Origin of the sequence: Micromonospora endolithica, from assembly GCF_003626595.1 — a bacterium.
Taxonomy (GTDB): Bacteria; Actinomycetota; Actinomycetes; order Mycobacteriales; family Micromonosporaceae; genus Micromonospora; species Micromonospora endolithica.
This window is the reverse complement of the sequence record NZ_RBAK01000013.1, coordinates 134,861-148,457: the sequence shown is the minus strand read 5'-3', so window position 1 is coordinate 148,457 and position 13,597 is coordinate 134,861. Positions and strand designations below refer to the sequence as shown.

At 74.1% G+C, this 13,597-nt stretch carries 9 protein-coding genes; 4 read left to right on the top strand and 5 right to left on the bottom strand.

What is annotated here, in order from left to right; translation table 11 throughout:
- Nucleotides 1-3: 3 nt before the first annotated feature.
- The gene (locus D7223_RS26390; protein ID WP_120731190.1) at nt 4-969 is read right to left on the bottom strand and encodes a DUF5715 family protein; all 966 of its coding nucleotides are present in this window, start codon (nt 967-969) and stop codon (nt 4-6) included.
- Nucleotides 970-1,090: 121 nt separating this feature from the next.
- Nucleotides 1,091-1,930 (bottom strand): isocitrate lyase/phosphoenolpyruvate mutase family protein, encoded by an 840-nt coding sequence (locus D7223_RS26385; RefSeq protein ID WP_238162238.1) that lies wholly within the window; start codon nt 1,928-1,930, stop codon nt 1,091-1,093.
- A gap of 552 nt (nt 1,931-2,482) precedes the next feature.
- Between D7223_RS26385 and D7223_RS26380 the strand changes: the two genes are divergently transcribed.
- From D7223_RS26380 to D7223_RS26370, 3 genes are all read left to right on the top strand, one after another.
- Nucleotides 2,483-3,529: a TOMM precursor leader peptide-binding protein gene (locus D7223_RS26380; RefSeq protein WP_158610937.1), complete on the top strand. Its 1,047-nt coding sequence runs from the start codon at nt 2,483-2,485 to the stop codon at nt 3,527-3,529.
- 16 nt (nt 3,530-3,545) lie between these two features.
- A complete protein-coding gene (locus tag D7223_RS26375) occupies nt 3,546-4,856 on the top strand; it encodes a PqqD family protein (RefSeq protein WP_147252514.1) in 1,311 nt (436 codons plus the stop codon).
- A 137-nt stretch (nt 4,857-4,993) separates the two neighbouring features.
- On the top strand, nt 4,994-8,140 hold the full coding sequence (locus D7223_RS26370) for an AfsR/SARP family transcriptional regulator (RefSeq protein ID WP_147252513.1): 3,147 nt from the start codon (nt 4,994-4,996) through the stop codon (nt 8,138-8,140).
- 36 nt (nt 8,141-8,176) lie between these two features.
- Here D7223_RS26370 and D7223_RS26365 read toward each other — a convergent pair whose 3' ends face one another.
- A complete protein-coding gene (locus D7223_RS26365; protein WP_120731180.1) occupies nt 8,177-8,941 on the bottom strand; it encodes an ArsR/SmtB family transcription factor in 765 nt (254 codons plus the stop codon).
- Nucleotides 8,942-9,191: 250 nt separating this feature from the next.
- Here D7223_RS26365 and D7223_RS26360 point away from each other — a divergent pair, with 250 nt between their 5' ends.
- Nucleotides 9,192-11,408: a family 43 glycosylhydrolase gene (locus tag D7223_RS26360; protein ID WP_120731178.1), complete on the top strand. Its 2,217-nt coding sequence runs from the start codon at nt 9,192-9,194 to the stop codon at nt 11,406-11,408.
- A gap of 90 nt (nt 11,409-11,498) precedes the next feature.
- Here D7223_RS26360 and D7223_RS32880 read toward each other — a convergent pair whose 3' ends face one another.
- Nucleotides 11,499-12,230, bottom strand: coding sequence for a HEAT repeat domain-containing protein (locus D7223_RS32880; protein ID WP_158610936.1), 732 nt, complete (start codon nt 12,228-12,230; stop codon nt 11,499-11,501).
- 59 nt (nt 12,231-12,289) lie between these two features.
- Nucleotides 12,290-13,588 carry an ABC transporter substrate-binding protein gene (locus D7223_RS26345; protein WP_120731172.1) on the bottom strand — a complete coding sequence of 433 codons (1,299 nt, stop codon included), beginning with the start codon at nt 13,586-13,588 and terminating at the stop codon, nt 12,290-12,292.
- Nucleotides 13,589-13,597 lie beyond the last annotated feature (9 nt).

Genomic DNA, 13,597 nt, shown 5'->3' with positions numbered 1-13,597 from the left:
TGCTCAGACCCCCATCTCGGCTTCGTACGCGCGCCGCAGCCGCCGGCGGGCGCCCGGCGCGACGCAGAGGTGCCACGCCTGGCCCTCGTCGACGACGTTGACCTCGCCCGCCCGCTGGCGGGCCAGCAGCAACTCGGCGAGGGTGTCGCCGACGCCGAACCGGGTGAACCACGCCATCTCCACGTCCACCGCCCAGCCCAGGCAGTGTCCGCTGGGGACCATCGCCGCGTACCCGAGACGGCGCAGCCGGTGCTGGTGCTCGGCGCTGCGGACCAGGCTGGTCACCCAGAGCGGCGGGGTGGCCGGCGGGGTGGCCGCGGCGAACTCCCGGGCGATGTCGTTGAGCAGCGCCACCACCTCCCGGCGGGTCCGGCGGAACAGCAGGCCGGCGGTGCGGGGGGTGGCGTCGGGACGCAGCCGGCGGTGCACCGCCCGCAGGCCGCGCCCGAGCACGGTTGTCGGCTGTTCGGTGTACCGGAAGCGCAGCAGGTCGCGGCGGCGCAGCCACTCCAGGTCGACCAGGTCCGAGCTGGCGTGTACCTGGTCGTCGGTGCGGAAGGTGGGCGTGTCCCGCCACCACATCACGTCGATGCGGGAGAGCAGGTAGATCCGGACCAGCGCGGTGAGGTCGGCCGCCGAGCTGCGCGCGTTGGGTTGGTAGCGGGCCATCTCCAGCAACAGGGTCTCCCGGGCGCCGACGAGCCCCTGCGGGGTGGCGTCCAGGACGGCGGCGATCGCCGGGTCGCGCAGCCGGGCGTCGACCAGCATCTGCCGGGCCACCGGGCCGGGCGCTCCGGCCAGGGCGCCGACCTCGACGAGCAGGTCGGCCACGGCGGCCCGGTAGGCGTCCAGGTCCGGCGCGGGGGTCGCGGACCGGCGGGGCAGGGCGGACGGCGCACGGCGCCGGGCCGGCGCCGCCGGGGAGATACCAGGACCCGGTTGTCCCGGGCTTCGACTGGGCACTCGCATGGCTCGGGTCCTCTCTCCCGTCACGACGTCACGGTGTGCATCGCCCTGTCGACACGGTAAACACGCGAGCCGGGATGAGTCCGAACAATCCTCCTATCTCCCCCGAATGGCGCGCGAGGTGTCAGCGTGCCGGCGATCCGGGCGGCGCGCTCAGGGCCTGCACCTCGGCGTACGAGGGGGGATCGACGTCCGCGCGCGGCGAGCCGGCGGCGGCGTCGAGGGCCGCCAGGGCGGCGCCGAGCGCGGCCCGGTAGAGCAGCGAACCGGTGCTCACCCGCGCCACGCCGAGGCCCGCCAGCTCGGGCAGGGTGAGCCCACCGGGCCGGTGCAGCACGTTCACCGGCACGGCGACCGCGTCCACCACGGCGGCGACGGCGGTCGCGTCGGGCGCGCCGGGAACGAAGACGCCGTCCGCCCCCGCGTCGGCGTACGCACGCGCCCGGCGCAGCGCCTCCGGCAACGGGTCCGAGGTGCCGAGCCACCACGCGTCGGTACGCGCGTTGACGAACAGCCCCGGCACCGCCGCGCGGACCGAGGCGACCTTCGCCGCCGTCACCGCCACCGGGGCCAACGTGCCGTCGGGCCGCCCGTCCTCGACGTTCACCCCGACCACGCCCAGGTCGGCCAGTTCGGCGACCAGGTCGGCGACCTCTGCCGGATCGTCGGAGCAGCCACCCTCCACGTCGACGGTGAGCAGCACCGGCAGCGGTCGCAGCAGCCGGGCCAGCCGGAGGTTCGCCGCGCGCAGCACACCGGCCGCGTCGGGCAGCCCGGCCGCCGCGGCGACGCCGAGGCTGGTCGTACCGACCGCCGGGTGGCCACGGGCGGCGAACGCGGCGGCGCTCGCGTGATCCCAGGCGTTGGGCAGCAGCAGCGGCCGGTCGCCGTGGTGCAGGGCGTGGAAGGCCGCGCGGCGGTCGGCCCGGGCGAACGTGGGCGGAGTACGGACATCAGGGGTCACCGCCCGACGGTAGGACCGGATCGTGTCGGCGGCCGCCGACACGTCGACCGGCGCAGTCGCCGCGACGGCCCACTGTCGGGTCCCCGGGAGAGATTGATGATCAAGTTGTGACGGGACGATGCCGGCGGGCGACAGGGTGGGGATCACATCCGGGTGACCGGAAGCCATGCCATCCGAGGAGGCAGCACATGGAGAAGGCAAAGGTCGAGCAGACCGGCAAGAAGCTCTCGCTGAAGGTCCGCAAGCTGGAGAAGCTGGAGACGACGGTCATCCGCGAGGGCAACGGCGCCTGACCAGGGCCCCGGCACTCTGGTCGTCGCCCGCACCGGGGCGGCGACCAGAGTGCGTCCTCGGCGGCGCGCGAGGCGGATGCCCGGTCCGGGCCGGGACGCGGTGCCGCGCGCATGCCGCCCGCCGCCGACCACACCCGGTCGGCTCCGGTCCGGTGCACCCGTCCTTCCCCGTCGAGCAGTTGTGAGGTCGCGGATGAACATGGTCCGACCACGCGTCAAGAGTGTCCACGAGCCGTACCTCCTGCCGCGGAATCGGCTGATGATCGGACTGATGCAGTACGGCGTCGCCGCCGAGATCCAGGACGACGAGGACGGCACCATCGCCCGGCTCCTGACGTTGCTGGACGGCACCCGGGACCTGACCGAGGTCTGCCACGATCTCGCCGCCACCCACCCCGGCCTGTCCGACGAGAGCGTCCGCGAGGTGGTGGACCAGCTGGCCGAGCAGGGGTTCATCGAGGACGCGGCGGCGCCGCTGCCGGACGGGGTCACCCCGGAGGCCGCCGCGCGGTACGACCGGGCGCGGCACTTCTTCTCCTGGATCGACGACAAGCCGCGTGAGTCGCCGTACGACGCACAGGCGCGGATCGGTCGCGGCCGGGTGGCGGTGCTCGGCCTCGGCGGCACCGGCACCGCCGTCGCCGCCAGCCTGGTCGCCAGCGGCGTCGGCCGCCTGCACTGCGCCGACTTCGACGTGGTCGACGAACCCAACCTGACCCGGCAACTGCTCTACACCGAGAGCGACGTGGGTCAGCCGAAGGTCAAGGTCGCGGTGGAGCGGTTGCGGGCGATGAACTCCGGTGTCGCCGTCACCGGGGAGGAGCGCCAGGTGCGCTCCGCCGACGACATCGCCGAGCTGATGGCCGGCTTCGACGCCCTGGTGCTCTGCGCGGACAAGCCCGAGCGGCTCATCCAGACCTGGAGCAACGAGGCCGCGCTGCGGACCGGTGTGCCGTGGTTCATGGCTCTCTACACCGGTCCGATGGCGGTGGTCGGCTCCTTCCTGCCGTACCGGACCGGCTGCTACACCTGTCTGCAGCGCCGCCCGGACAAGCACGAGATGCACACCCACGGCACGTCGCTGACCAACCTGCCCCGGCCGAACGCGGTCATCGCGGCAAACGCCAACATCACCGGCCACCTGTGCGCGCTGGAGGTGCTCTATCACCTGGCCGGGCTGCCCCAGCAGGTGGCCGGACGGGTGTTCCACCAGAGCGTCGCCCGATGGGACCACCAGTACTTCGTGGACGTTCCGCACGACCCGGACTGTCCCTCCTGCGGCGCGCAGTCGCAGAGCCGGGGCTGAAGGCGGGGAGGCGGCGGTGACGGAGACAGCGGCGGCGACGACGCGGGTCGTGGTGACGACCGACAGTCTGGTCCGGTTCCATCCGGTCCAGGTCCGACCGTCCGACGACGATCCCGACGAGGTCGTGGTGGGACGGCCGGAGATCGGGCAGTTCGTGGAGCTGCCGGCGGTCGGCGCCCGCGCCATCGAGCTGCTCGACGCCGGGGCCACGATCGGCACGGCCGAGCGTCAGCTCGCCGCCGAGCACGACATCGAGGTCGACCTCGTCGACCTGGTGGAGGCGCTCCGGGAGGCCGGCCTCGTCGACCAGATCGACGGCCAGCCGCTGGCCGGTCCGCACCGCCAGGTCCGACCGCACCTGCCCGGGTTGCGCGCCCGGCACGTGAGCTGGCTGTTCGGTCCGGTGGCGAAGCTGGTCTACCTGGCGCTGGTGGCGGCGACCCTGGTGACGGTCGTACGCCGCCCCGAGCTGCTGCCGACGTTCAGGGACTTCTTCTGGACCGACTACGTCGGCCTGGCCGTGCTCGTCAACACCGGACTCTTCTCGCTCTCGGCGACGATGCACGAGCTGAGCCACCTGGTCGCGGCCCGCTCACTCGGGGCACCGGCCCGGATCCGATTCGCGACCCGGCTGCACCACCTGGTGCTGGAGACCGACGTGACCGCGATCTGGTCCGTGCCCCGCCGGTACCGCTACCGGGTCTACCTCAGCGGCCTGTTCTGGGATCTCGCCGTCGTCTGCGTCGCGCTGCTGGTGCTCGGTCACACCACGCCGCACCCGGTGGTCGCGGCGTTGCTGGCCGCTCTCGTGCTCGTGCTGGTCATGTCGATGGCGCTGCAACTGCACGTCTACATGCGTACCGACTTCTACTTCGTCCTGCTCGACGTGCTGCGGTGCCGCAACCTGTTCCACGACGGGCTCGCCTACGCCCGCCACCTGCTACGTCGCTTCGGTCATTCGGTGCTGCCCGCCCGGATCGCGGCCGCCGGGGACGACCCGAGCGCCGTGCTGCCGTCGCACGAGCGCCGGGCGGTCCGCGTCTACGCGGCGGCGGTGGTGATCGGCAGTATGGTCGCGCTCACCAGCTTCGCCGGATTCGGGCTCCCGATCCTCCTGCACGGGGCATTCCAGGCCGGCTCCGCGGTGGTGGCCGGCGCCACCGGTGGCAGTCTCCTGGCGGCGGTCGACGGTGCCCTCGTCCTTGTCGTCGAGGGCACCCTGCAGACGATTTTCCTGCTCACGCTCTACCGCCGGTACGGCCGGCGGCGTCGACCGACGACCGCGCCGACCAGCGTCACCCCGGCCGGTCCGGTGCCGGCCGGCTAGCTGCCGGCGGCCCCCCGGGTACGGGTCACGCCACCCGGCGGGCGGCCGAAATCGCCGCCCTCGCCTATTGTCGATCCCACATGGTGGCCGAGGTCTGTTGATCGCGGTCGCCCGGCTCGGCACTCGCGGGGGAGCATGTGCCAGTTGTGAGGTTCGGGCTGCTCGGTCCGATCGAGGTCCGGGTCGCCGGTCAGGCGGTGCGGACGGGCGGTCCGCGCGGTCAGTCGATGGTGGCCGCGCTGCTGCTGGAGCCCAACCGGCTCGTGCCGGTCTCCCGGCTGGTGGAGGCCACCTGGGGCGAGCATCCACCGTCCAGCGCGGACGTCCAGGTCCGCAACCGCGTCGCCGCGGTCCGCCGGGCGATGCGGGAGGCCGGGTCACCGGACGACGTGATCGACACCCGGGGCTCCGGATACCTGCTGCGGGTCGCCGACGGTCAGCTTGATCTCGACGTCTTCGAAGCGCGGGTGCGCCGGGCCGACGAGCACGTGGGCGGGGGCGCGCCGGAGGCGGCGGTGGCCAGCCTGCGGGAGGCGCTGGCGCTGTGGCGCGGACCGGCGCTGGACGGCCTGCACACGCCCGCGCTGGCGGCCGCCGCCGCGCGCCTCGACGAACGCCGGATGGCCGTCCTGGAGCGGTGCCTGGACCTGGAGTTGGGTCTGCGCCGGTACGACGAGGTGATCGGCAGCCTGCTGGAACTCGTCGAGGCGTACCCGTGGCGCGAACCGCTGGTCGGCCGGCTGATGCGTGCCCTGTACCTGGCGAACCGCCAGTACGAGGCCCTGCAGCGGTTCGACCAGCTCCGCCTGCGGCTGGCGGACGAGCTCGGGGTCGATCCCTCGCCGGAACTGGTCCTGCTGCGCGACCTGATCCTGCGTAACGATCCCGGCCTGCTCGCCGAGCCCGGTCCGCCCGCCGGTGGCGGGTTGGCCGTCGATCCGGCCCCGACAGCCGGCCCGCCCCGGGGGGACCGGCCGGAGTTTCCGGCCGCGACGGCCGGCCCCGGCGCGACCGCCGACACCGCCACGCCGTACCCGCTCAGGGAGCGGGCGCGGCACCCTCCACCTCGGATGCTGCCGGCCGAGCTGACCGACTTCGTGGGCCGCCAGTCGGAGATCACCGCGGTGGTCGAGCGGCTGCCGGCCCGGCCGAAGGTCGGGGTGGTGGCGATCAGCGGCCTGCCCGGGATCGGGAAGACCTCGCTGGCCGTGCACATCGCGCACCGTCTCGGCGCGCGGCACCCCGGGCCGCAGCTGTACGTCGACCTGAGTGGGCACGACCAGCCGCTGGCCCCGGTGGAGGTGCTCGGACGTTTCCTGCACGCGCTCGGGATGCCGGGTGCCGAACTGCCGGCGTCCCTGGACGAGCGGGCCGCGCTGTTCCGGGCAGCGGTGGCCGGCCGACCGTGCCTGCTGGTGCTGGACAATGCCGCGAGTGCCGCGCAGGTGCGCCCGCTGCTGCCCGGGACCGACGCGGTCGTCCTCGTCACGAGCCGGCGGGCGCTCGTCGACCTCGACGGCGCACACCAGTTGCGGTTGCGTCCGTTGCCCCGGCACGAGGCGCTGAGGCTGCTCGCCGGCATCGTCGGCGAGCAGCGGGTGACCGCCGAACCCGACTCGGCGCTGGCCATCGTCGACCACTGCGGGCTGCTGCCGCTGGCGGTACGGATGGTCGGGGCTCGGCTCGCCGTGCCGGATCTCCGGACGCTCCGCGAGGCGGCCGCCCAACTCGACGAGCTGTCCCACCGGCTCGACCACCTCACGCGCGACGATCGCAGCGTCCGGGCGGCGTTCCACTCGGCGTACGTCGCCCTGGACGAGCCGGCCCGCCGGGCGCTGCGCCGGCTCGCCGTGCTGGACCTCGATGACGCGCCGCCCTGGCTGGTCACCGTGCTGCTCGGAGACGAGCAGGCCGCCGAGGCCGCGCTGGGCGGCCTGGTCGAGGCGAATCTCGTCGAGGTGACCGGACCCGACGGCATCGGCCAACCCCGGTACCGGATTCACGACCTGGTCCGGGCCTTCGCCCGGGAACGGGCGGCGGAGGAGGAGCCGCCGGACGAGCGGGTACGGCTGCTGAGTCGGGTCTTCGGCACCTGGCTGGCGCTGACCGAGCAGGCCCGGGTGGAGTTCAGCGAGGAGCCCCAGTCCCGGATCATCGCCGACCTGCCGCGGTTGCCGACGGTCACCGATGTTTACCGCGGGGATCCACAGGCCTGGTTCGCGGCCGAGCGCGGCTCACTGGTCGCGTCCATCGGCCAGGCCGCCGCCACGCCGGGGCTGGAGAACTACGCCTGGGCGCTGGCCTGGCACTGCGACTACTACCTGCATCTGGACGCGCGACTGGACGAGCTGACCCGGGTGACGGAGGTGGGCCTGGCGGCCGCGGAGCGCCGGAACCACCGCGAGGGGATCGCCCGGATGCGGCTGTGCGTCGCGTTCGCCGCGGTGATCCGGAACGACCCGGCCAGCGCTCTTCGGCACATCCGGGTCGCCACCGAAGCCGGCGGTGCCCTGGTGGACCCGTGGCTGCGCGCGGAGATCGCCGGGGTGGAGCAGCAGGTGCACGATTCGATGGGAAACACCGCCGCGAAACGCGCGGCCCTGCTCCGGTCGATCGGCCTGTACATCGAGGCCGGGGACGAGACGGCGACCGGCATCAAACTCGCTCGGCTCGGCGAACTCCAGATGCAGGAGGGCGATCCGAGCGCCGGGGCGACGCTCGCCCGTGGCGTGACCCTGCTCCGCACCGCCGGCGCCAGCCGGCCACTCGCGCTCGGTCTGCGCGGACTGGCGCGCTGGCACGACCACCGGGGCGAGAAGGAGCAGGCCCGGGCGGCCTGTCTGGAGGGGCTCGGGCTGGTGCGGCGGCACCGCGACCGGCTGGGCGAGATCGTGTTGCTCAGCGATCTGGCCACGATGCTCGGTGGACACGGGCGGCTGACCGAGGCGGCGGACTACGTCCGGCTGGCGGTGACGCTGGCGCGGGAGGCGAATGTGCCGTCCTACCTGGCCCACGCCCGGTACGCCCGGGGACGCCTGCACCTGCTGGCCGGCGAACCGGGCCGGGCGCGGACGGAGATCGAGCAGGTCGTCGACGACCTGGCGGCCAACCCGCCGCTCCAGCTGGCGGCCCTCTCCGACCTGGCCCGGGCCGAGGAACGACTCGCCCGCCCGGCGGACGCCCGGACCACCTGGCGACGCGCGCTCGCGGTCGCCACCCGGATCGGCGCGTCGGCCGCGATCCGCGAGATCTCCGACCGGCTGGCCCGACCGAAGTCCGAATAGCCGCCGTGGTCGGCACCCTGCCGGTCACTCGCCACGTCAGGCGCGGCCCCCGCCGATATCCGATACCGACGGCGGTGCCAGGTCCGCGGGGTCCAGCCCGAGCGCGGCGGCCAGCGCCGGCCGGCCGGCCGGGGTCAGCCGGACCGCCCGGCCGACGCCGGGGACGAGCCAGCCGAGGTCGTACAGCCGACGCAGGAGGCCGGCGGCGAGGGCGCCGGCCAGGTGCGGCCGGCGTTCGGTCCAGTCCAGACAGTCGCGCACCAGCGGCCGGCGACCCCGCGGCGCGTCGAGCGGCACGGCCAGCGCGGTGAGCCATTCCTGGCCGGCCGGGGTCAGTACGGGGCCGGCCGGGGTCAGTGCGGGGCCGGCGGCGTCGTCCAGGAACCGCCGGGCGAGCATCGCGTCGCGTACCCGCACGCCGAGCCGCCCGGCCAGGTGGTCGTAGCAGGTGCGGGCGTACGCGAGCGCGGCGTCGGCCCGTGCGGCGCGCAGCGAGCGGACCGGCGGGGGCGGCGGGGGCGCGTACCCGGCGAGGTCCTCGATCAGCTGCGCCACCGACGGGCCGGCCAGCCGCAGGTAACGGTGCCGGCCCTGCCGTTGCTCGGTCAGCAGCCCGCCCCGGACCAGACGGCTGACGTGCTCGCTCGCGGTGGACGGGGCGACGCCGGCCAGCCGGGCCAACTCCCCGACGGTCCAGGCCCGACCGTCGAGCAGGGTCAGGCAGATCCGGGCCCGGGTGTCGTCGGCGAGCAGGCCGGCCAGCCGGGCCAGCGCCGGCCCACCGCCGGCAGGACTCGTCATCCGCCCATGCTGACACGCCCACGTGTCGGCGCCGGCCGAAAGGTCGGCCCGTGATCAGCTCGCCTTCGGTGACCTCGGGGTGTCCCGGGGCGCGGGACACCCCGACGTCGCGGAAAGCGGGCGGACCGGTCACCCGTCGGCCCGGGCCAGGAGAACCCGAGAGGTCGATGGTCTTTACATCGTTGTATCCAACGTTGTAGAAACGGACGCAGTGTTCCCCGTCGACCGTCCACCACCCAAGGCAGGTCAGATGCGACACCTCCGCCGCGCCGGCGCGCTCGCCGCCGTCCTCGGTCTGCTCCTGGCGGGGACGGCGTCCGCGCCGGCCGCCGCCACCGGAGACCCCCGCTACCGCAACCCCGTCTCGGCCGGCTTCGCCGACACCTTCGCCGATCCGGTGATCGTGCGCGGCGAGGACGGCTTCTGGTACGCGTACGGCACCACCGACCCGCTGCGCGAGGGCGAGGGCGTGTTCCACCGCGTGCCCACCGCCCGCTCGGCCGACCTGGTCGACTGGACCTACGTCGGGGACGCCTTCGGCCCCGACCAGCGCCCGCCGTACGCCGCCGAGGGGGCCGCCTTCTGGGCGCCCGACGTGCGCCGGATCGGCGACCGGTGGGTCATGTACGTGACGGTCACCGACACCACCGTCTCCCCGGAGGGCAGCGACTTCGCCGTCGGCGCGGCCACCGCCCCCTCCCCCACCGGTCCGTGGACCTTCGCCGACGAACCGGTGGTGGCGCCCCGCCCCGGCGGTGGCGGCGGCTGGCTGTGGACGATCGACCCGACCCAGTTCACCGACGTCGACGGCACCAACTACCTGTACTACGGCAGCTACTACGGCGGCATCTCGGTGACCGCCCTGACCCCGGACGGGCTGCGCGCGACCGGCGAGTCGACGCTGGTGGCGATCGACAACAAGTTCGAGGGCAGCTACGTGCTGCGCCGCGATGGCTGGTACTACCTGTTCGCGTCCACCGCGAACTGCTGCGCCGGCCCGGCCACCGGCTACTCCGTCCAGGTCGGCCGCTCGCGCAGCCCGAAGGGACCGTTCGTCGACCGCGACGGCATCGGCCTGACCGCGTCCCGGGCCGGCGGCACCCCGGTGCTCACCCAGAACGGCAACCGCTGGATCGGCGTCGGCCACAACGGGTTCGTGACCGACCTGTCCGGCCAGGACTGGATCGTCTACCACGGCATCGACCGGGCCGACCCGTACCTGGACGAGCCGTTCGGCGTCAACGAGCGACCGATGCTGCTGGACCGCCTCGACTGGATCGACGGCTGGCCGACGGTGAACGCCGGCGCCGGCCCGTCCGAGGGCGCCCGCCGGGCCCCGGTCACCACGGGGCGGGTCGACGAGCGGTTCACCGGCCGGCTCGACCGGTGGCGCGACGCCGGCGACTGGCGGGTCACCGACGGGCGGCTGGTCGGCGACGGGACGCTGCACGCGCGTACCGCCCTCGGTGGCGACGTGCGGGCCGAGACCGACCTGCGGCCCGGCGCCGCGAGCAGCGCCGGGATCGACCTCGGCGGACGGGTCCAGGTCCGCGTCGACGTCGCCGCCGGGCGCCTGGTCGCCCGGGACGGCGCGCGCACCGCGTCCGCGCCGCTGCCCGCCGGGTACGACCCCACCGACCCGGTCAACCTCGCCGTCGAGGTACGCGGGCGGGCGCTGACCGCGCAGCTGAGCCCGGCCCGGCTCGGTGACCAGTTGGCCGTGGTGTCGCTGCGGCTGGCCCGGCCGGTGGCCGGTCGGCTGGCGCTGACCGCGACCGGCGGCGACGCCGAGTTCGACAACGTCAGCCTGGCCCGGCTGTACCAGGAGGCCCGGCGGGCGGTGCCCGAGCCCCGGGTCGGCGCGCCGCTGCGGGGGTACTCCGACGAGTTCGCCGACGGTCTCGACGCGGGCTGGACCTGGGTCCGCGAGGACCCGGCGGCCACCGTGTCCGGCGGGTCGCTGCGCTGGCCGGTGCAGGGCGCCGACCTGACCGGCACCGGCAACACCGCCGGGGTGCTGCTGCGTGACGCCCCCACCGGCGACTACGTGGTGGAGACCAAGGTGACCCTGGACCTGGGCGAGGAGACGGTCCGCAACTACCAGCAGGCCGGGCTGGTGGCCTACGTGGACGACGACCGGTTCGCCCGGCTGGCCCAGGTCGCCATCTGGAACACCCGCCAGGTCGAGTACGGCTACGAGCTGCCCTTCGCCGGCCAGCCGGTGTACGGCGGCACCATCGTCGGCACCCCGGCCACCACCACCTGGTTGCGGCTGGCGCACCGGGTGGACCCGGTGAACGGGGAGCACGAGTTCCGGGCCGGCTCCAGCCGGGACGGCCGGAACTGGACGTGGGGCGGGGTGTGGACCTTCCCGGCCGGCACCACGCCCCGGATCGGCCTGGTCGCGCACGGCGGCGCCGAGCCCGCCGTGACCGCCGAGTTCGACTACCTCCGCTTCACCCGCTGAGGTGAAAGGAAGGGCCCCTTCTTAACGCCTGGTGCATAGGAAGGGGCCCTTCCTAACGTGTAGCGGGGCTCCGATGCGAAACGACGAGGGCTAACAGGGCCGCCCGTGCATCCACCGGGTCAGAACCCCGACGAGGCGGTGGCGCGTCCGCCACAACGGGCCGGGACGCGGGCGGGTGACAGGCGGTGACAGGTACCCGTGTGACGGGCGTCGTCGCCGGTCTATCCGCTCTTTCCGGAGCGAGGCGACGGGTCCCGGCTCCACCGACTCCGCGCGGGACAGGACGTTCCACTCGTCGAGATCCCGCAGCGCGGTTCGCAGCGCCGCACGCTCCTCGGCGTCGTCGGTTCGTTCCGCTGCTTCCCGCAGGGCCCGTTCGGCGTCGTCGCGCCGAAGGGTGAACCCCGACAGCACTTCGCGAGCCGCCACGCGGACCTCGGGATCGGGGTGGTCCAGGAGACCCGCGTACACCGGGTGGGCGTCCTCGACGACCCGCCGGGCCACCGACTGGAGATCACCGCGGACCGTGCCCACGGCCACCGTCAGGCCGGGCACGGCCTCCGCGCGGTCGACGTCGCCCAGGAGGGCCAGGCCCAGGGCCAGGTTCGGCCCGGCCCAGTCCCCCAGTACGCCGAGCACCTCGGCCGCCACGTACGGAGCGGCCTCGGACAGCACCGTTCCGTCGGAAACGGTCTCCCCCACCAGGAAGCGATACGCCCGTTGCCGGGCCGACTCGTCTCCGGCACCCAGCCGCCGGATCACCTCCGGCAGCCGGGCACCGTTGCCGGACCACGTCCGGAGGCGCTGCCAGTCGACCGTCACCGCTGGACCGTACCCGTTCCCGGACCGGCCGACGGACCGGGAACGGGTGGGTGGTCCGGTCAGAGCTTCTCGTAGCAGGGGCCGTCCAGGGTGTACGCCTGGGCGGTGGGACCGGTGAACAGATCCCGCACCTGGCTCACCCCGGTCGGCGACGCCGCGTCCGGCTTGTAGATGGCGGTCACCCGGACGGCGCCGTCGTTCGGCCCGGCGGCGAAGTTACCGGCGCCGGTCGGCAGCATCCCCTCGTAGTCCACGCTGGTCAGCGACTTCACCGCCTTCACCAGTCCGGCCCGGGTGAGGTCACCGTCGGCGACCGCCTTGGCCAGCGCCGCCTTCAGCGGGTACGACCACACCCAGCCGGAGGTGTAGCCGTCGTTCGGGGTGACCCCGGGCAGCGCCTCGCGCAGCGCCCGGTGCCCCGGGGTGTCGGTGGTCCAGGTGTTCCACGGCGCGGTCTGCTCGTACTTCGCCACCAGCGCCGGCGCGGCCGGGCTCTGCAGCAGCGCCGGGTTCCAGGTGGGGCTGGTGCCGATGAACCGGCCGGCGAAGCCGCGCGCAACGGCCTGGCCGACGATGGTGGCCGCGTCCGCCGGGCCCATGGTGAGCACCACCAGGTCCGGCTTGCCGGCGAGGATGGCCTGGATCGCGCCGGCCTGCTTGTCCGCGCCGGAGTCGGTCTTCACCGCGCTGAAGTTCAGGCCGAGCGCCTGCGCGCCCAGCTTCACGCCGGCCGCCGCGTCGTCGCCGTAGTCGCCGGCCAGGTGCACCGCCATCACCGACTTCGGCGCGTACGCCTCGCGGGCGTAGTCGAGGGCGTTCATCGACTCGATGCAGTAGTTCGCGCCGGACTCGACGATCACGTCCTCGAACGCGTAGCCGGAGGTCCACGCGGCCGGCGCGGCGATCACGTTGCTGGACTTCATGTCGGCCAGGATCGCGCCGGTGGTGGGCGAGCCGAGGCTCTGCGCGAGCGCGAGCACGTTGGGCTTGATCTCCTGGTACACCTGGTTGTGGGTCTGCGGGTTGTACTTGTTGTCCCGCACGTGGCGGGTCACGTCCACCTCGTAGTCGCCGATCCCGCCGCCGGTGTTGACCCGCTTCCAGAAGGCCTTCTGCGCGTCGGTGATCGGCACCGCCAGGGCCCGGAACGGCCCCTCGGTGAGGTCGGAGATGATGCCCAGGTAGATGCAGCCCTTCTCCTTGTCGACCGCCTCCGGGCAGGGTTCGGAGGTCACTCCCACGTCGGTCTTCAGGCCGGAGGCGTCGGTTTCGGTGTCACCGCCCCGGCAGGCGGTGACCGTGCCGGCCAGCAGAACCACGGCCGCCCCCAGGGCGATCCGCGACGTAGCTCTTCCCATGCTTCCTCG